Below are 18,037 nucleotides of genomic sequence, written 5' to 3' on the forward strand. Positions count from 1 at the left end.
CAAACGATAATTTTCTTTTAAAAGGCACTAGACAGCGGGGGAGGAAGTCCGTATTATCCGACCCCGCAACGGCGCTAAGCGCCCGTAGCTCAGCTGGATAGAGCGCTGCCCTCCGGAGGCAGAGGTCTCAGGTTCGAATCCTGTCGGGCGCACCATTAACCCGGTGCTGGAGCTGCGGTGGTTTTAATACCGCGTAAAAGGTTTGCAGTGGTGGCTATAGCTCAGTTGGTAGAGCCCTGGATTGTGATTCCAGTTGTCGTGGGTTCGAATCCCATTAGCCACCCCATTATTTGATAGAGTTGTGAATTTGCGAAGGTGGCGGAATTGGTAGACGCGCTAGCTTCAGGTGTTAGTGTTCTTACGGACGTGGGGGTTCAAGTCCCCCCCCTCGCACCACGACTTTAACGAATTGAACTAAAAATTCAAAAAGCAGTATTTCGGCGAGTAGCGCAGCTTGGTAGCGCAACTGGTTTGGGACCAGTGGGTCGGAGGTTCGAATCCTCTCTCGCCGACCAATTTTGAACCCCGCTTCGGCGGGGTTTTTTGTTTTCTGTGACTTCCTGCCATGACTTATTCCCCTGATCTTGCTGATAAAAAATCTTCTCTTTGCTTAAGAATACGCGTCAGGAAAACTCTCAATTCATCACTGTGGTAGATGCAATTTCCCTGGATCCTGTGCGATAATAATCGGGTAGATGCTCATTCCATCTCTTATGTTCGCCTTTGTGCCTCATAAACTCCGGAATGATGCAGAGCCGTTCTTACGGTGCTTATCGTCCACTGACAGATGTCGCATTTATGCCTCATCAAACACCATGGACATTACGTTGAGTGAAGCACCCAATTTGTTGTCAAACAGACCTGTTTTAACGCCTGCCCTGATTTCAGCGCAGGCGTTTTTTTCTTTCAGGGGGAGCGTCAACGGGAAGGCGGGGGAGAAGGGCTATCGCCCCGCAGGAGGCGACAGCCAGGTGAGGTTATTGCTGAGGGTTATTCTGCAGCGTCAGCAGCAGACCATCGCGGCGCATGGTAGCCGCTTCCTCCGGTTGATGGAGACGATCCAGAGCATCCGCCAGCCAGGCGTAATCAAAGGCATCCGGACGCTGCTTAAGCGCGGCGCGGAAGGCGATGCTGGCCTCCTGCCATTCGCCGTGCCGCATCAGCGACTGGCCCAGGGTGCTCCACAGCAGCGGACGATCGCCAACGGCTTTGATCTGCTGGCGCAGTACTTTCTCCAGCTGTTCCGGGTTATTGGTCTTCAGGCGCGGGATCGGCATCACCAGACGGTCGTCATACTGTTTCTTCAGACCATCAATAATAATTTGCTGCGCGGTATCGTGATCGTCGCTCTCGATGAGGCGCTCGGCCATCGCCACCTGCAGCGGCACCAGCGCCCGCGTTTTACGGCTCTGGTTGCGCCACCATTCGCGCAGCCCCTCGCTGCCGCCGTCGGCCAGCGCTTTGTCCATCAGGCCAACCCATGCCAGCTGTTCCAGCGCGGCGCGGTGCTCTTCATCGCCGACGTTAGCTTTCGCCATCGACGGAATGATATCCAGCAGCGACTGCCAGGCACCGGTACGGGTATAAGCCTGTTCGGCGAGGCGCAGCACTTCCGGATGACGCGGGGTGATTTCCAGTAGCTTATCGATGCCATGGCGCGCGGCGTGATTTTCATTGCGCGCCAGCTGCAGGCGAACGCGGGTGATTTCCACCGGGATCAGGTCATCGCCCGCCAGGTCGGTGGCGCGCTCCAGATGCTGGTTAGCCCGCGCTTCATCGCCGCGCTGCTGGGCCGCTTCCGCCGCCAGCAGATAGTTCACCACCGGCTGTTCGGCGTGATCGGCGTTTTTCGCCATCAGCTTCTCAACCTGCTGGTAATCACCTTCCGCCAGCTTAAGCAGCGCCTGCTCGGTTTGCTTACGCGCGCGACGGCGTTTACGGCCGACAAACCAGCCGCGCGTATGCGCCCCGGTGCGGAAAATACGGCGCAGCAGCCATTCAATGGCGAACAGCACCACCATGGCGAGGATCAGGATGATCACCAGCCCGGTCACGCTGGTCTCGATATTGTAATTATCGGTCTGGATCAGGACGTAGCCCTGATGCCCGGCGATCATCGGGCCAAGCACGATCCCGGCGATCAACAATGCGAAGAGTAAAAGAATTTTCAGCATGCGTTACTCTCCTTGCGGCGCAGCGGGGGCGGCCGGTGCTGCAGGTGCAGGCGAGGGCGCGCCGCCTGCGGAAACGGCAGGCTGCGCCATCAGATTACGCACCCGGGTCTGCATCAGTTTTTCCAGCAACGCCTGGCTCTGCAGCGTTTCCGGCACCGTCATAGTAATGCTTTGCTGACTGAGCTTATCCACCTCTTCAAGGAAGGCTTTAGTGGTGGCGTCATCGGTATCGTAATAGGCGCGTACCCAGGTCGAGACGTTATCCAGCGACTGTTTCCAGGTCTCTTCCTGATGGCGCGGCACTGCCTGCGCGGCGACCAGCAGGCGAGAGCGAATATTTTCCCGCAGATAGATATCCTGATTCGGCGCCAGCAGCGGGACCGCCGTTTCATCGCGGCGGCGCACGGTGATAAAACTGTCCATAAAATTCTGCCAGCTTTTCTGCAGATTGACGCGCCATTCGCTGATGGAGCTGGAGAGCTCATCGCTATCAGAATCCATCGGCGAATCGTCATCGTTATTATCCGCCAGCCGCAGGTTATCGATTTGGTTCGCCAGCTGATTAACCTTGAGGATCATGCCGTCGTAGTCGACCTGGTTCACCGCGGAGAGGGTGGCGATATCGTCGGTGATCGCCCGGCGGGCGCCGATCAGGCTTGGGTCATTCATGTCGGCGAGGCTGGCGTCGGCGCTTTTCAGCAGCGCGGCGGCGGTGGTGACATCCTGATCGCTCCACAGCTTACGTCCCGCCAGCTTGACGAGGAAGTCGGCCTGGGCCAGCAGCCAGGTTTTGGCGTCGCTACCGGAAATGATCGCCACTTTTTGCTGGACTTCGTCCAGCTGTTTGGCCAGCGTCTCCTGCTGATGTTTGGCTTCGTTTAGCTGGTCGGCCTGCTGTTTGATAATGCCTTCCAGTTCGCTTTTTTGGCTTTCCTGCGCTTTTTGCAGCGCCGCGACCTGGCTTGATAATTCAGAGGTGGTTTCGTTTTGACGCGAGGCCTGCTGTTTGTTCAGGCCATACAGGCCGATACCGGCGGCTATCGCAATGGCGATAGCGATCGCGCTGAGCGCCAGGCTGGTTTTGTTGCCAGCCTTCTTCTTATCAGTGTTCTCTGGCTGTGGTGTGGTCTCCACGGCCTCCCTGGTCTCTTCAACCACGGCGGATTGATTTTGTTGTTCCGTCATTATGGCTTCCAATGTTGAGAGTTATTGTAATGCGCGTAGCAGCGCATCGTTGTCGGCGCTATCGGCAACCTGAATCTCCTGCCAGCCCAGCTCCCGGGCCTGAAGGGCCAGACGTTCGCTGACAACGACAACGCGGCAGTGCAGGAGCCACCGTTCGCGATACCATTGCGGTATTAACGACCATAGCTGCTGCAGCATCTCGCCGCTGGTGACCACCAGCGTGGTGACCCCGCGAGATTGCCAGCGCATCGCTTCTTCTGCGCCATCGTAATGCTTTGCACTACGTTGATAACATTCACAAAATGTGACCCTGGCGCCGCGCTCGGTCAGCGTCGCGCCTAAGAGTTCCCGCCCACCATTGCCGCGTAAGATCAGCGCATTCTTCCCGGCAATGTTTTGTAATTCAGGTAATTGTAGCAAGACTTCGCTAATTTCCCGATCTAACGGGTAATGGATGTGCTGCCCGCTGACCGTATGCATGGCCAGCGCCGTCGTGCGGCCAATGGCAAAATAACGCGGGGAAGTGGGCCAGGGCATACCCTGTTGCTGCAGACGGGCATGGGCGAACTCCACCGCATGCTGGGACAGCGCGAACAGCAGATCGTCAGGCCCCAGGCGGGCAAGCGCGTCGCCCAGCGCGGGAAGCTCCCGGCCGGGCGTAAATTCTATCAGCGGAAAGCTCCAGGCCACGCGTCCCATGGCCCGCAGACGGCTGACCAGCGCTTCTCCTTGCGGTAGTGGACGAGTGACCAGGATGCTCATCGTGGGGCTTCTCCATCATAAACTGCCGCGAGAATATCGCGGGCGCCGTTATCCAGGAGCTCTTCCGCCAGCGAGATGCCAAGCGCTTCGGCCTGCTCTGCTGGCCCGCGCCGTTCACCGCGTACCATCTGCGAACCATCCGGGGCGCCAACCAGCGCCCGCAGCCACAGTTCACCGTCTTTCAGTTCCGCATAGCTACCAATCGGCACCTGACAGCCGCCTTCGAGACGCGTGTTCATCGCCCGCTCGGCGCGAACGCGCACTGCCGTTTCCGTATGGTTGAGAGGCGCTAACAGCCCCTGGGTCCATGCATCGTCGAGACGGCATTCGATGCCCACCGCGCCCTGGCCGACCGCCGGCAGAGATTGCTCAGGCGACAGCGGCTGGCGAATTCGCGCCTCGAGCTGCAGGCGCTTCAGGCCGGCGGCGGCGAGGATGATGGCGTCATACTCGCCGTTATCCAGCTTACTCAGTCGGGTACCGACGTTACCGCGCAGAGAGCGGATCACCAGATCCGGACGGGTGGCGGCCAGCTGGCACTGACGGCGTAAACTTGACGTGCCAACGACGCTGCCGGCCGGGAGTTCATCAATCGAGGCATAGCGATTGGAGACAAACGCGTCGCGCGGATCGTCGCGCTCGCAGATAGTCACCAGCCCCAGCCCCTCCGGGAATTCCACCGGCACATCTTTCATCGAATGAACGGCGATATCGGCGCGCCCTTCGAGCATGGCAAGCTCTAACTCTTTCACAAATAAGCCCTTGCCACCCACCTTTGCCAGGGGAGTATCAAGGATGACATCCCCGCGAGTGACCATCGGCACCAGCTCGACCTTCAGTCCGGGATGCGCTTGTTCCAGGCGCGCTTTAACATATTGCGCCTGCCATAGCGCAAGCGGGCTTTGCCGTGTGGCAATTTTCAAAACTTTGTCTAACATGCTTGTTACCGTCATTGTCGACCACTAACCATCCTAACATTGTTGTCTTACGGATGTTAGTTTTCACGGTTTATGTGGGAGATAGCTCCGGCCCACTCTTTTTTAACCTTTCATGCGCGTGGCGGTTGCCGGAGGCGTAGTGAGGAATTTACAGGTAATAAACGGTGCTACACTTGTATGTAGCGCATCTTTCTTTACGGTCAATGAGCAAGGTGTTAAATTGATCACGTTTTAAACCATTTGTCTGTCCGCTGCTCTTCACAACCACACCGACGACGAATGGTGACGGTTTTTGTTGAAATACTGAAATCCTCCGTACTATTGTACCTCGGGTTTTTGAACATCAGGCGATATGTCTTGTACCTCTATATTGAGACACTGAAACAGAGACTGGATGCCATCAACCAACTGCGCGTGGATCGCGCGCTTGCTGCCATGGGACCCGCTTTCCAGCAGGTTTACAGTCTACTGCCAACGTTATTACATTATCATCACCCGCTGATGCCGGGTTACCTTGACGGTAACGTTCCCCGTGGCATTTGCCTCTACACGCCTGATGAAACCCAACGCCACTATCTTGAAGAACTGGAACTGCATCGCGGCATGCAGACCCAGGAGCCGCCGAAAGGCGAGCTGCCGATCACCGGCGTCTACTCGATGGGCAGTACCTCCTCCGTCGGCCAGAGCTGTTCTTCCGATCTGGACATCTGGGTATGTCACCAGGCCTGGCTGGATAGCGAAGAGCGCCAGCTACTGCAGCGAAAATGCAGCCTGCTTGAGAGCTGGGCGGCCTCGCTCGGTGTGGAAGTCAGCTTCTTCCTGATCGACGAAAACCGTTTCCGCCATAACGAAAGCGGCAGCCTCGGCGGCGAAGACTGCGGTTCGACCCAGCATATTTTACTGCTCGATGAGTTCTACCGCACCGCGGTCCGTCTCGCCGGCAAGCGTATTCTGTGGAATATGGTGCCGTGCGATGAAGAAGAGCATTACGACGATTACGTCATGGGGCTGTATGCCCAGGGCGTGCTGACGCCAAACGAGTGGCTCGATCTCGGCGGCCTCAGTTCGCTGTCGGCGGAAGAGTACTTCGGCGCCAGCCTGTGGCAGCTGTATAAGAGTATCGACTCCCCCTATAAAGCGGTGCTGAAAACGCTGCTGCTGGAAGCCTATTCCTGGGAATACCCCAATAACCGCCTGCTGGCGAAAGATATCAAACAGCGCCTGCACGATGGCGAGATCGTCTCCTTCGGCCTCGACCCGTACTGCATGATGCTGGAGCGCGTCACCACCTACCTGCAGGCCATCGAAGATGAAACCCGTCTCGACCTGGTGCGCCGCTGCTTCTATCTGAAAGTGTGTGAAAAACTCAGCCGCGAACGCGCCTGCGTCGGCTGGCGTCGCGAAGTCGTCAGCCAGCTGGTCAACGCGTGGGGCTGGGATGAAAAGCGTCTGATGATGCTCGACAACCGCGCGAACTGGAAAATTGATGAAGTGCGCAAGGCGCACAACGAACTGCTCGATGCGATGATGCAGAGCTATCGTAATCTGATCCGCTTCGCGCGGCGCAATAACCTCAGCGTCTCCGCCAGTCCGCAGGATATTGGCGTGCTGACGCGTAAGCTGTATGCGGCTTTTGAAGCGCTGCCGGGCAAAGTGACGCTGGTGAACCCGCAAATTTCGCCGGACCTGTCGGAACCGAATCTGACCTTTATCCACGTGCCGCCGGGTCGCGCCAACCGTACCGGTTGGTATCTGTACAACCGCGCGCCGGATATGGAATCGATCATCAGCCATCAGCCGCTGGAATATAACCGTTATCTTAATAAGCTGGTGGCCTGGGCCTGGTTTAACGGCCTGCTGACCTCACGCACCCGCCTGTTTATTAAGGGCAACGGCATCGTCGATCTGGCGAAGCTGCAGGAGATGGTGGCCGACGTGTCGCACCACTTCCCGCTGCGCCTGCCGGCGCCGACGCCAAAAGCGCTATACAGCCCATGCGAAATTCGCCACCTGGCGATTATCGTCAACCTCGAATATGACCCGACGGCGGCCTTCCGCAATCAGGTTGTGCACTTTGATTTCCGTAAGCTTGATGTTTTCAGCTTCGGCGAAGAGCAAAAATGCCTGATCGGCAGCGTCGACCTGCTGTATCGCAACTCGTGGAACGAAGTGCGTACCCTGCATTTCAACGGCGAGCAGGCGATGATCGAAGCGCTGAAAACGATCCTCGGTAAAATGCATCAGGACGCCGCGCCGCCGGACAGCGTGGAGGTGTTCTGCTATAGCCAACATCTGCGCGGCCTGATCCGTACCCGCGTACAGCAGATGATCTCCGAGTGCATCGAACTGCGTCTCTCCAGTACCCGCCAGGATACCGGGCGCTTTAAAGCGCTGCGCGTCTCCGGCCAGACCTGGGGGCTGTTCTTCGAGCGTCTCAATGTTTCGGTGCAGAAGCTGGAAAACGCCATTGAATTCTACGGCGCTATCTCGCACAACAAGCTCCACGGCCTGTCGGTGCAGGTGGAAACCAATCACGTTAAGCTGCCTGCGGTGGTGGACGGCTTCGCCAGCGAAGGGATTATTCAGTTCTTCTTTGAAGACGCGGATAACAACGACAGCGGCTTTAACATCTATATTCTCGATGAGAGCAACCGCGCTGAGGTGTATCACCACTGCGAGGGCAGCAAAGAGGAGCTGGTGCGCGACGTCAGCCGCTTCTATTCGTCATCGCACGATCGTTTTACCTACGGCTCCAGCTTTATCAACTTCAACCTGCCGCAGTTCTATCAGATTGTCGAGGTGGACGGGCGCACCCAGGTGATCCCTTTCCGCACTCAGGCGATTGCCGCCGCGATACCCACCAGCCAGGACGTTACCGCCTCGCCGGTGCTGCAGCAGCGCTACTCGTAACGCTTATCGGGGCGCGCTTTCCCAGGCCGGGTCAGGCGTCGCGGCTCCGTGCCTGCGTTCGTCGTCCGGCGGTACGGGCCTGGGGACTACCTGAGCCGTCGGGTAGCCCGGATAAGGCGCGATGCGCCGCCATCCGGGAAACGCGTCATTAACGGAATCTCACCGTCTCACCGGCCTGCTGACTTGCCGCCTGCTCCAGCAGATCCCAGAAGGTCTCGCCGCTGCGATCGCAGATCCACTCGTCGCCTTTGAGATCGAAATGGTAGCCGCCCTGTTTGGTGGCCAGCCATACCTGGTGCAGCGGCTCCTGACGGTTAATAATGATTTTGCTGCCGTTTTCGAAGCTGATGGTCAGCACGCCGCCGTTGATTTCGCAGTCGATGTCGCTATCGCCGTCCCAGTCGTCCAGGCGTTCTTCGATGGTCATCCACAGGCTGTCGGCAAGGCGATGAAATTCACTGTCATTCATGATTCTGTCCCGCATTTTTGAGATTGGCGGCAGTATAGCGCGAAACAAAAGCGCGCGCAGTCAGATGCTAAAGGCTTGCTTTTACGCCTTCTCCTGCGATGATAGAAAGCAGAAAGAATGAATCACGGGCAACTATCAATGAAAAACGTTTTTCCTACGCTTGCCGTTTTGTTTGCGATCTTCAGCCTGACCGGCTGCGGTCTGAAAGGGCCTCTCTATTTCCCGCCGGCTGACAAAACTGCGCCGCCGCCGACCAAACCGGTTAACCCGGGCATTCAGAGCTCAACGCCGGATCGTAACGATCGTGGCGATACCGGTGGTCCGAGCCAGGTCAATTACTAACGATAACGTTCTGTTCCGCGCAACTGGAGTAGATGATGCAGTTCTCTAAAATGCATGGCCTTGGCAACGATTTTATGGTCGTTGACGCGGTAACGCAGAATGTTTTTTTCTCGCCGGAGCTGATTCGCCGCCTGGCGGATCGCCACCATGGCGTCGGGTTCGATCAGCTGTTAGTGGTGGAGCCGCCCTACGATCCGGATCTGGATTTCCATTACCGGATCTTTAATGCCGACGGCAGCGAAGTGTCGCAGTGCGGCAACGGCGCGCGCTGTTTCGCACGCTTCGTCCGGCTGAAAGGCCTGACCAATAAACGTGACATCCGCGTGAGTACGGCCAACGGCCGTATGGTATTAAGCGTAACGGAAGACGATCTGGTGCGGGTGAACATGGGCGAGCCCAACTTCGAGCCCTCCCAGGTGCCGTTCCGCGCCAACAAAGTGGAAAAGACCTATATCATGCGTGCCGCCGAACAGACAGTATTGTGTGGCGTGGTATCCATGGGGAACCCGCACTGCGTTATCCAGGTGGATGATGTGGATACGGCGGCGGTGGAAACCCTCGGCCCGGTAATGGAAAGCCATGAGCGTTTCCCGGAACGCGCCAATATCGGCTTTATGCAGGTGGTCGGCCGGTCCCATATCCGTCTGCGCGTCTACGAACGCGGCGCCGGGGAAACTCAGGCCTGCGGCAGCGGCGCCTGCGCCGCGGTGGCGGTGGGGATCCAGCAGGGGCTGCTCGCTGAAACGGTACGTGTGGAATTACCCGGCGGTCGTCTTGATATCGCCTGGAAAGGCCCGGGCCAGCCGCTGTTTATGACCGGCCCGGCGGCCCATGTCTATGATGGATTTATTCATTTATGAAACCAATCGGGGAAGAACAACAGGAGGTCGCCAGCGCATTGAACGATCGCGCCGTGGTGGACTATCTGTTGCAACATCCTGAATTTTTTATTCGTAATGCCGCCCAGGTTGAACACCTCCGCGTCCCGCATCCGGTACGCGGTACGATTTCGCTGGTGGAGTGGCATATGATGCGGGCGCGTAACCATATTCATGTGCTGGAAGAGAATATGTCGCTGCTGATGGAGCAGGCGGTCGCCAATGAAAGCCTGTTCCAGCGCCTGCTGCAGCTGCAAACGCGGCTGGCGGCGGCGGAGAGCCTCGACGATATGCTCAACCGCCTTCACCGCTGGGCGCGCGAGCTGGGGCTGGCGGGCGCCACGGTGCGCCTGTTCCCTGACAGCTGGCGCCTCGGCGCGCCTTCGAAGTTTACCCATCTGGCGTTAAGCCGGCAGGCGTTTGAGCCGATCCGTATTCAACGTCTGGGCCAGGCGCGCCACTACCTTGGGCCGCTCAACGGTCCAGAGCTGCTGGTGGTGCTGCCGGAGGCGAAAGCCATTGGGTCAGTGGCGATGTCGCTGCTGGGCGGCGATAATGCCCCCGGCGTGATGCTCTTTAGCAGCCGCGATGCGCAGCATTATCAGCCAGGACAGGGGACGCAGCTGCTGCAGGAGATTGCCCAGATGCTGCCCGGCCTGCTGGAGCGCTGGATTGAACGCGTATGACCGATTCTCCTCTCTTCTCCGCCGTCTCCCGCTTTCTGCGCCACCTGGGCGTTGAACGCCAGCTCAGCCCGATCACGTTACTGAATTACCAGCGACAGCTGGACGCGCTGATCGCCCTGGCGGATGAGGCGGGTCTGAAAAGCTGGTCGCAGTGCGATGCCGCTCAGGTGCGAAGCTTTGCGGTGCGCAGTCGCCGCGCGGGGTTAGGCCCGGCGAGCCTGGCGCTTCGCCTGTCGGCGCTGCGCAGTTTCTTCGACTGGCTGGTCGGCCAGGGCGAGCTCAGCGCCAACCCGGCGAAAGGGATCGCCGCGCCGAAAATTCCCCGTCACCTGCCGAAAAATATCGATGTCGATGACGTCAATCGGCTGCTGGATATCGATCTCAACGATCCGCTGGCGGTGCGCGACCGGGCGATGCTGGAGGTGATGTACGGCGCGGGGCTGCGTTTGTCCGAGCTGGTCAACCTTGATATCAAACATCTCGATCTCGAAAGCGGCGAGGTCTGGGTGATGGGCAAAGGCAGCAAAGAGCGCCGTTTGCCGATCGGTCGCAACGCCGTGATGTGGATTGAGCACTGGCTGGATTTACGCGGCCTGTTCGGTACCGACGACGACGCGCTGTTTTTGTCGAAACTGGGCAAGCGCATTTCGGCGCGCAACGTACAGAAGCGGTTCGCCGAGTGGGGCATTAAGCAGGGGCTGAACAGCCATGTGCATCCGCACAAGCTTCGCCACTCCTTTGCCACTCATATGCTGGAGTCCAGCGGCGATCTGCGCGGTGTGCAGGAGCTGTTGGGTCATGCTAACCTCTCCACCACCCAAATTTATACCCATCTCGACTTTCAACACCTTGCCTCGGTGTACGATGCCGCGCATCCGCGCGCAAAACGGGGGAAATAATGCGTTTTTACCGACCTCTGGGCCAGATTTCCGCGCTGACGTTTGACCTGGACGATACCCTTTATGATAACCGCCCGGTAATTGACCGGACGATGCACGAGTCGCTGGCTTTTGTGCGCAGCTACCATCCGTCGCTCAGCCAGTTCGACGCCCATGAGCTTAATCAGCTGCGCCAGACGCTGCTGGCATCCGAGCCTGAGATCTATCACGACGTGACCGTCTGGCGCCACCGTGCGCTGGAGTTAGGCATGCGTAACGCCGGCCTCTCCGCCGACGCGGCGAAAGCGGGGGCCGATGCGGCGATGGAACACTTCGCCCACTGGCGTAGCCGCGTCGATGTCCCGCAGGAGACCCACGATACGCTGGCGAAGCTGGCGGAGAAGTGGCCGCTGGTGGCGATTACCAACGGCAACGCCCGACCAGAGCTGTTCGGCCTGAGCGACTATTTCCGCTTTGTGCTGCGCGCCGGGCCGGATGGCCGCTCCAAGCCGTTTGCCGACATGTACCATCTGGCGGCGGAGCGCCTGAACTTACCGCTCGGGCATATTCTGCACGTCGGCGATGACCTGACCACTGACGTCGCCGGATCGCTGCGCTGTGGCATGCAGGCATGCTGGATCAAACCGCAAGGCGCGGACCTGATGCACACCGCGGACAGCCGCCTGCTGCCGCATATTGAAATTTCACGGTTGGCATCTCTGACCTCGCTGATATAATCACCAGTCACTCTGTATATATTAACAGGGGTTCGTGGAACCCCTTCTCTTCCGGCGGTGCCAATGGATGTTTCTTACCTGCTCGACAGCCTCAATGACAAACAGCGTGAAGCCGTAGCGGCCTCGCGCACCAACATGCTGGTGCTGGCAGGGGCGGGCAGTGGTAAGACGCGCGTTCTGGTGCACCGTATCGCCTGGCTGCTGAGCGTGGAGAACTGCTCGCCGTATTCTATTATGGCGGTGACCTTTACCAACAAAGCGGCGGCAGAGATGCGCCATCGTATCGGCCAGCTGATGGGCACCACCCAGGGCGGCATGTGGGTGGGCACCTTCCACGGCCTGGCCCACCGCCTGCTGCGCGCGCACCATCTGGACGCCAACCTGCCGCAGGATTTCCAAATCCTTGATAGCGAAGACCAGTTGCGCCTGCTGAAGCGTCTGATTAAAGCGATGAACCTCGATGAGAAGCAGTGGCCGCCGCGTCAGGCGATGTGGTACATCAACAGCCAGAAAGATGAAGGGCTGCGTCCGCATCATATTCAGAGCTACGGCAACCCGGTCGAGCAGACCTGGCAGAAGGTCTATCAGGCCTATCAGGAAGCCTGCGATCGCGCCGGGCTGGTGGACTTCGCCGAACTGCTGCTGCGCGCCCACGAGCTGTGGCTGAATAAGCCGCATATCCTCCAGCACTACCGCGAGCGTTTCACCAATATCCTCGTCGACGAATTCCAGGATACCAACAACATTCAATACGCCTGGATCCGCCTGCTGGCGGGCGATACCGGCAAGGTGATGATCGTCGGCGATGACGATCAGTCGATTTACGGCTGGCGCGGCGCGCAGGTCGAGAACATTCAGCGCTTCCTTAACGATTTTCCCGGTGCGGAAACCATCCGCCTTGAGCAGAACTATCGCTCGACCAGCAACATCCTCAGCGCCGCCAACGCCCTGATTGAAAACAACAACGGTCGCCTGGGCAAGAAGCTTTGGACCGACGGCGCCGACGGCGAGCCGATCTCGCTGTACTGCGCTTTCAACGATCTCGACGAAGCACGCTTCGTGGTGAACCGGATAAAAACCTGGCAGGAGAACGGCGGGGCGCTGGAGCAGTGCGCCATCCTTTATCGCAGCAACGCCCAGTCGCGCGTGCTGGAAGAGGCGCTTCTGCAGGCCAGCATGCCGTACCGCATCTATGGCGGCATGCGCTTCTTCGAGCGCCAGGAAATCAAAGATGCGCTCTCGTACCTGCGTCTGATCGCCAACCGTAACGACGATGCGGCGTTTGAGCGCGTAGTCAATACGCCGACCCGCGGCATCGGCGACCGCACGCTGGACGTGGTGCGCCAGACGTCGCGCGATCGTCAGCTGACGCTGTGGCAGGCCAGCCGCGAGCTGCTGAAAGATAAAGCGCTGGCCGGTCGCGCCGCCAGCGCCTTGCAGCGCTTTATGGAGCTGATTGACGCGCTGGCGCAGGAGACCACCGATATGCCGCTGCACGTCCAGACCGATCGGGTGATTAAAGACTCCGGGCTGCGCGCGATGTACGAGCAGGAGAAAGGCGAGAAGGGCCAGACCCGTATTGAAAACTTAGAGGAGCTGGTGACGGCGACGCGCCAGTTCAGCTACAACGAAGAAGATGAAGATCTGATGCCGCTGCAGGCGTTCCTCTCCCACGCCGCGCTGGAAGCGGGCGAAGGGCAGGCGGACACCTGGCAGGATGCGGTTCAACTGATGACCCTGCACTCGGCGAAAGGGCTGGAGTTCCCGCAGGTGTTCATCGTCGGCGTCGAAGAGGGGATGTTCCCGAGCCAGATGGCCCTTGATGAAGGCGGCCGCCTGGAAGAAGAGCGTCGTCTGGCCTACGTTGGCGTGACGCGCGCCATGCAGAAGCTGACGCTGACCTACGCGGAAACCCGCCGTCTGTACGGCAAAGAGGTTTACCATCGCCCGTCGCGCTTTATTGGAGAACTGCCGCAGGAGTGCGTAGAAGAGGTGCGTCTGCGGGCCACGGTAAGCCGCCCGGTAAACCATCAGCGACTGGGCGCGCCGATTGCCGAGAGCGATACCGGCTACAAATTAGGCCAGCGCGTACGACATCCGAAGTTTGGCGAAGGCACCATCGTCAACCTCGAAGGCAGCGGCGAGCACAGCCGGCTGCAGGTGGCTTTTCAGGGTCAGGGGATCAAATGGCTGGTAGCGGCTTACGCCCGGCTCGAGGAAGTGTAACTTTAAGAAAAATATCATTATTTTGTAATATTCTGCTACCTTTATACGTTAAGGCGCCTGATTTGCGCTTTCGCGTTCCGTTGCGTGTTGACGCCGATTTTGCGCTGGCGTAACATGCGCGCACGATTACGCTAAGAGGACATTCGCCTTGGACACACCCAGTAGATGCTGGCTCAACTTCCTGTCATTCAGGAACAACTCCTAAGGCTATCCTCTTATGCTGATAGCCTTAGCGGTTGTCAGCGACCTGCCCCATTCCCGTCGCGCTGAGTCAGGCTTAATGGTCTGAAACCCAATTTGTTTCTGTGTGCCCACCGAACTGTCCGATAATTTTTTTGCATTGGGAGTCCCGGTCATGCTGAGCGCATTTCAACTGGAAAACAATCGTTTAACGCGCCTGGAAGCCGATGAGATCAAGCACCTCGCCAGCTCGGTGTGGGTCGATCTGGTCGAGCCTGACGATGACGAGCGAAGCCGCGTGCAGACGGAACTGGGTCAGAACCTGGCGACGCGCCCGGAACTGGAAGATATCGAAGCCTCCGCACGTTTCTTTGAAGATGAAGACGGGTTACATATCCACTCCTTCTTCTTTTTCGAAGATGCCGACGATCACGCGGGTAACTCTACCGTGGCGTTTACTATCCGCGAAGGGCGCCTGTTTACGCTGCGCGAGCGTGAACTGCCGGCTTTTCGCCTCTACCGCATGCGCGTGCGTAACCAGACGCTGGTGGACGGCAACGCTTACGAGCTGTTGTTAGATCTGTTCGAGACCAAAATCGAACAGCTGGCGGATGAGATAGAAAACATCTACAGCGACCTGGAAAAGCTGAGCCGCGTGATTATGGAAGGCCACCAGGGCGATGAGTACGACGAAGCGCTGTCGACGCTGGCGGAACTGGAAGATATCGGCTGGAAGGTCCGCCTCTGTTTGATGGATACCCAGCGCGCGCTGAACTTCCTCGTGCGTAAGGCGCGCCTGCCCGCGGGCCAGCTGGAGCAGGCGCGGGAGATCCTGCGCGATATCGAATCCCTGCTGCCGCACAACGAATCGCTGTTCCAGAAGGTGAACTTCCTGATGCAGGCGGCGATGGGCTTTATCAATATCGAACAGAACCGCATCATTAAGATCTTCTCGGTGGTGTCGGTGGTGTTCCTGCCGCCAACTCTGGTGGCCTCCAGCTACGGAATGAACTTTGAATTTATGCCGGAGCTGCACTGGAGCTTCGGCTACCCGGGGGCGATCGTCTTTATGATGCTGGCCGGCCTGGCGCCGTATCTCTACTTCAAGCGTAAAAACTGGCTGTAGTTGTTGTGCCGGATGCGCTTCGCTTATCCGGCCTGGGTGCTGGACTTTTGTAAGCCGGATAGGGCATAGACGCTATCCGGCAATCTACTGGCTCCGACGCCCCCGTCTTTGCGTATACACCGCATCCATCACGAATATCGCCAGCGCCACCCAGATAAAGCCAAAGGTGACCATTTTATCCTTGCCCGGCACTTCGCCGTAGAACGTCACCGCCAGCAGGAACATCAGCGTTGGGCCGATGTACTGGAAAAAGCCCAGCGTGGAGAGCCGCAGACGCGTTGCCGCCCCGGTGAAGCACAGCAGAGGGATGGTGGTCACCACGCCCGCCGCCATCAGCAGCAGATTGAGCGACCAGGGGTTCTGCCCCATATGGCTGGTGGGGCTGTCGGTGATGCCGAACAGCCAAATCGCCGCCACCGGCAACAGCCACAGCGTTTCCACCAGCATGCCGGTCTGCGCATCGACAGCGATTTTCTTGCGCACCAGGCCATAAAAGGCAAAGCTGAAGGCCAGCCCAAGGCCGATAATCGGCAGCGAACCAAAGGTCCAGAGCTGTACCAGCACGCCGCAAAAGGCGAGGATCATCGCCAGCCACTGCAGGCGACGGAAACGTTCGCCAAGGAAAATCATCCCTAACAGAATGTTCACCAGCGGGTTGATAAAGTAGCCGAGACTGGCTTCCAGCATATGGTGGTTATTCACCGCCCAGATGAACAGCAGCCAGTTGCCGCCGACCAGCACCGCAGAGAGCGCCAGCAGGAAGATCTTGCGCGGCGTCTTCAGCAGCTTTTTCACCTGCGGCCACTGGCGGCTGACGCTGATGAGCGCCACCATGAAGAAGAAAGACCAGATCACGCGATGGGTCAGAATTTCATCGGCGGGAACATAGTAGATAAGTTTGAAGTACGCCGGCGCGATACCCCAGATAAAGTAGGCGGCGAGGGCCAGAATAATCCCCAACCGCGTCTGTTTCGCATCCATCGGTAAAATCCATTGCCAAAGAGAGTGATGTTACTCGATTTTGGCCAATCAACCCACCATATAGGTCGCTGTTGCGCTGGCAATATATACCTGCGCTTCGTTATGCAGTTCCACACGGGCTACCGCCACTTTATTGCCGGCGCGCAGCAGGGTGCTGGTCGCGGTAAAACGTTCGCCGCGGCCCGGACGCAGGTAGTCCACGCGCAGGTCGATGGTTCCCATGCGGGAAAGCCGCTGGCGCAGCTCTTCTTCGTTGATAGTGTCATGGCGGGTAAGGGTGCTGCCAACGCAGACCAGCCCTGCGGCGACGTCCAGCGCGGAGGCGATCACTCCGCCATGCAGAATGCTTTGCGCCCAGTTGCCGACCATCATCGGCTGATTATTAAAGCTGAGCTGGGCAAACGCTTTTTCATAGCGCTCCAGTTCGAGGCCGAGGGCGCGGTTAAACGGCATGTGATAGACGAAAATCTCCCCCACCAGTTTCAGAGCTGCTTCGGCAGTAAGTTCGGACATAACACCGGTTCCATTCGTTAATAAAATGTTGATTTTATGCTTCTAAAATATTGATTTCCACTTTCGGAGTGGATTAGGGGGCAGGGGATTAATAAACAGGTAGAATGTCTTCAGGTTAAACAAAAATAAAAACTATTTATCAGGAGACCAGCATGCGTATCTCTTTGGCCTGCCTGGCGGCGCTGTGCGCGCTACCGGCTGGTGCTATGGCGCAGGATGCGTCGGTACACGACAAACCAGCAGTGCGCGGCAGTATTATCGCCAACCTGCTACAGGATCATGATAATCCTTTTCTGCTCTACCCTTATGAAAGCAACTATCTGCTCTACACGTGGACCAGCGATCTCAATAAAGAGGCGATTCGCAGCTATGACTGGGCCGAAAATGCCCGTAAAGATGAAGTGAAGTTTCAGCTGAGCCTCGCCTTCCCGCTGTGGCGCGGCATCCTGGGGGATAATTCGCTGCTCGGCGCGTCCTATACCCAGAAATCCTGGTGGCAGCTCTCCAACAGCAAAGAGTCGGCGCCGTTTCGCGAAACCAACTACGAACCCCAGCTGTTTCTTGGTTTTGCGACCGACTATCAGTTTGCCGGCTGGACGTTGCGCGATATCGAAATGGGATATAACCACGACTCGAATGGCCGTTCCGATCCCACCTCGCGCAGCTGGAACCGGCTTTATGCCCGCCTGATGGCGCAAAATGGCAACTGGCTGGTGGAAGTGAAACCCTGGTATGTGGTGGGCAGCACCGATGATAACCCGGATATCACCAAATATATGGGCTATTACCGCCTGAAGGTGGGTTACCAGCTGGGCGAGGCGATCCTTAGCGCGCAGGGGCAATACAACTGGAATACTGGCTACGGCGGGGCGGAACTTGGGGTGAGCTATCCCATCACCAAACATGTTCGCGCTTACACCCAGATCTACAGCGGCTACGGCGAATCGCTTATCGACTACAACTTTAATCAAACGCGCGTCGGCGTCGGGCTAATGCTTAACGATCTGTTTTAATCGTTGCACTCTGGCTCGCAGGCGCTGAAAATAGCGCCT

The 18,037-nt window shown here is 58.1% G+C and carries 17 protein-coding genes and 4 tRNA genes; 14 read left to right on the top strand and 7 right to left on the bottom strand.

Annotation, left to right across the window (positions count from 1 at the left end):
* Window positions 1-78: 78 nt before the first annotated feature.
* From ACOI6Z_RS24735 to ACOI6Z_RS24750, 4 genes are all read left to right on the top strand, one after another.
* Window positions 79-155: transfer RNA gene (locus ACOI6Z_RS24735), tRNA-Arg, on the top strand.
* A gap of 55 nt (window positions 156-210) precedes the next feature.
* A tRNA-His gene (locus ACOI6Z_RS24740) sits at window positions 211-286 on the top strand.
* 23 nt (window positions 287-309) lie between these two features.
* A tRNA-Leu gene (locus ACOI6Z_RS24745) sits at window positions 310-396 on the top strand.
* 42 nt (window positions 397-438) lie between these two features.
* Window positions 439-515: transfer RNA gene (locus tag ACOI6Z_RS24750), tRNA-Pro, on the top strand.
* Window positions 516-977: 462 nt separating this feature from the next.
* Here the strand turns inward: ACOI6Z_RS24750 and hemY are convergent.
* From hemY to hemC, 4 genes are read right to left on the bottom strand one after another with little or no spacing between them, the layout of a single operon-like run.
* The gene (hemY, locus tag ACOI6Z_RS24755; RefSeq protein WP_023291562.1) at window positions 978-2,174 is read right to left on the bottom strand and encodes a protoheme IX biogenesis protein HemY; all 1,197 of its coding nucleotides are present in this window, start codon (window positions 2,172-2,174) and stop codon (window positions 978-980) included.
* 3 nt (window positions 2,175-2,177) lie between these two features.
* Window positions 2,178-3,359 carry a uroporphyrinogen-III C-methyltransferase gene (hemX, locus tag ACOI6Z_RS24760; RefSeq protein ID WP_080901785.1) on the bottom strand — a complete coding sequence of 394 codons (1,182 nt, stop codon included), beginning with the start codon at window positions 3,357-3,359 and terminating at the stop codon, window positions 2,178-2,180.
* Between the two features lie 21 nt (window positions 3,360-3,380).
* Window positions 3,381-4,121, bottom strand: coding sequence for a uroporphyrinogen-III synthase (hemD, locus tag ACOI6Z_RS24765; protein ID WP_101976472.1), 741 nt, complete (start codon window positions 4,119-4,121; stop codon window positions 3,381-3,383).
* On the bottom strand, window positions 4,118-5,059 hold the full coding sequence (gene hemC / locus ACOI6Z_RS24770) for a hydroxymethylbilane synthase (protein ID WP_032454513.1): 942 nt from the start codon (window positions 5,057-5,059) through the stop codon (window positions 4,118-4,120). The genes hemD and hemC overlap by 4 nt, the downstream gene beginning before the upstream one ends.
* 357 nt (window positions 5,060-5,416) lie before the next feature.
* Here hemC and cyaA point away from each other — a divergent pair, with 357 nt between their 5' ends.
* Complete coding sequence (gene cyaA, locus ACOI6Z_RS24775; protein ID WP_002883383.1) at window positions 5,417-7,969, top strand: class I adenylate cyclase; 2,553 nt, start codon at window positions 5,417-5,419, stop codon at window positions 7,967-7,969.
* Window positions 7,970-8,117: 148 nt separating this feature from the next.
* Here the strand turns inward: cyaA and cyaY are convergent, their stop codons facing one another.
* Complete coding sequence (gene cyaY / locus ACOI6Z_RS24780) at window positions 8,118-8,438, bottom strand: iron donor protein CyaY (protein ID WP_004886799.1); 321 nt, start codon at window positions 8,436-8,438, stop codon at window positions 8,118-8,120.
* A gap of 138 nt (window positions 8,439-8,576) precedes the next feature.
* Between cyaY and lptM the strand changes: the two genes are divergently transcribed.
* From lptM to corA, 8 genes are all read left to right on the top strand, one after another.
* Entirely contained in the window at window positions 8,577-8,780 is a 204-nt protein-coding gene (lptM, locus tag ACOI6Z_RS24785; RefSeq protein WP_004886794.1) for an LPS translocon maturation chaperone LptM, read from the top strand.
* Window positions 8,781-8,815: 35 nt separating this feature from the next.
* Window positions 8,816-9,640 carry a diaminopimelate epimerase gene (gene dapF / locus ACOI6Z_RS24790; protein ID WP_420687540.1) on the top strand — a complete coding sequence of 275 codons (825 nt, stop codon included), beginning with the start codon at window positions 8,816-8,818 and terminating at the stop codon, window positions 9,638-9,640.
* Window positions 9,637-10,344: a DUF484 domain-containing protein gene (locus tag ACOI6Z_RS24795; protein ID WP_420687541.1), complete on the top strand. Its 708-nt coding sequence runs from the start codon at window positions 9,637-9,639 to the stop codon at window positions 10,342-10,344. Before dapF ends, ACOI6Z_RS24795 begins: the two co-directional genes overlap by 4 nt.
* Window positions 10,341-11,243, top strand: a complete 903-nt coding sequence (gene xerC / locus ACOI6Z_RS24800) for a tyrosine recombinase XerC (protein ID WP_044521758.1) — start codon at window positions 10,341-10,343, stop codon at window positions 11,241-11,243. Before ACOI6Z_RS24795 ends, xerC begins: the two co-directional genes overlap by 4 nt.
* Window positions 11,243-11,959 carry a 5-amino-6-(5-phospho-D-ribitylamino)uracil phosphatase YigB gene (gene yigB / locus ACOI6Z_RS24805; RefSeq protein WP_023291569.1) on the top strand — a complete coding sequence of 239 codons (717 nt, stop codon included), beginning with the start codon at window positions 11,243-11,245 and terminating at the stop codon, window positions 11,957-11,959. The genes xerC and yigB overlap by 1 nt, the downstream gene beginning before the upstream one ends.
* 63 nt (window positions 11,960-12,022) lie before the next feature.
* Complete coding sequence (uvrD, locus tag ACOI6Z_RS24810) at window positions 12,023-14,185, top strand: DNA helicase II (RefSeq protein WP_004886784.1); 2,163 nt, start codon at window positions 12,023-12,025, stop codon at window positions 14,183-14,185.
* A 148-nt stretch (window positions 14,186-14,333) separates the two neighbouring features.
* On the top strand, window positions 14,334-14,390 hold the full coding sequence (ysgD, locus tag ACOI6Z_RS24815; protein ID WP_349815745.1) for a YsgD/CorL family protein: 57 nt from the start codon (window positions 14,334-14,336) through the stop codon (window positions 14,388-14,390).
* A gap of 150 nt (window positions 14,391-14,540) precedes the next feature.
* Window positions 14,541-15,491 (top strand): magnesium/cobalt transporter CorA, encoded by a 951-nt coding sequence (gene corA, locus ACOI6Z_RS24820; RefSeq protein ID WP_002883400.1) that lies wholly within the window; start codon window positions 14,541-14,543, stop codon window positions 15,489-15,491.
* An 84-nt stretch (window positions 15,492-15,575) separates the two neighbouring features.
* Here corA and rarD read toward each other — a convergent pair whose 3' ends face one another.
* Entirely contained in the window at window positions 15,576-16,472 is an 897-nt protein-coding gene (gene rarD / locus ACOI6Z_RS24825) for an EamA family transporter RarD (RefSeq protein ID WP_023291570.1), read from the bottom strand.
* 48 nt (window positions 16,473-16,520) lie between these two features.
* On the bottom strand, window positions 16,521-16,985 hold the full coding sequence (gene yigI / locus ACOI6Z_RS24830; protein ID WP_002883404.1) for an acyl-CoA thioesterase YigI: 465 nt from the start codon (window positions 16,983-16,985) through the stop codon (window positions 16,521-16,523).
* A gap of 152 nt (window positions 16,986-17,137) precedes the next feature.
* Here yigI and pldA point away from each other — a divergent pair, with 152 nt between their 5' ends.
* Window positions 17,138-17,998 carry a phospholipase A gene (gene pldA, locus ACOI6Z_RS24835; RefSeq protein WP_044521760.1) on the top strand — a complete coding sequence of 287 codons (861 nt, stop codon included), beginning with the start codon at window positions 17,138-17,140 and terminating at the stop codon, window positions 17,996-17,998.
* Window positions 17,999-18,037: the final 39 nt, after the last annotated feature.

Origin of the sequence: Klebsiella sp. C239, assembly GCF_048822715.1 — a bacterium.
GTDB classification, from domain to species: domain Bacteria; phylum Pseudomonadota; class Gammaproteobacteria; order Enterobacterales; family Enterobacteriaceae; genus Klebsiella; species Klebsiella quasipneumoniae.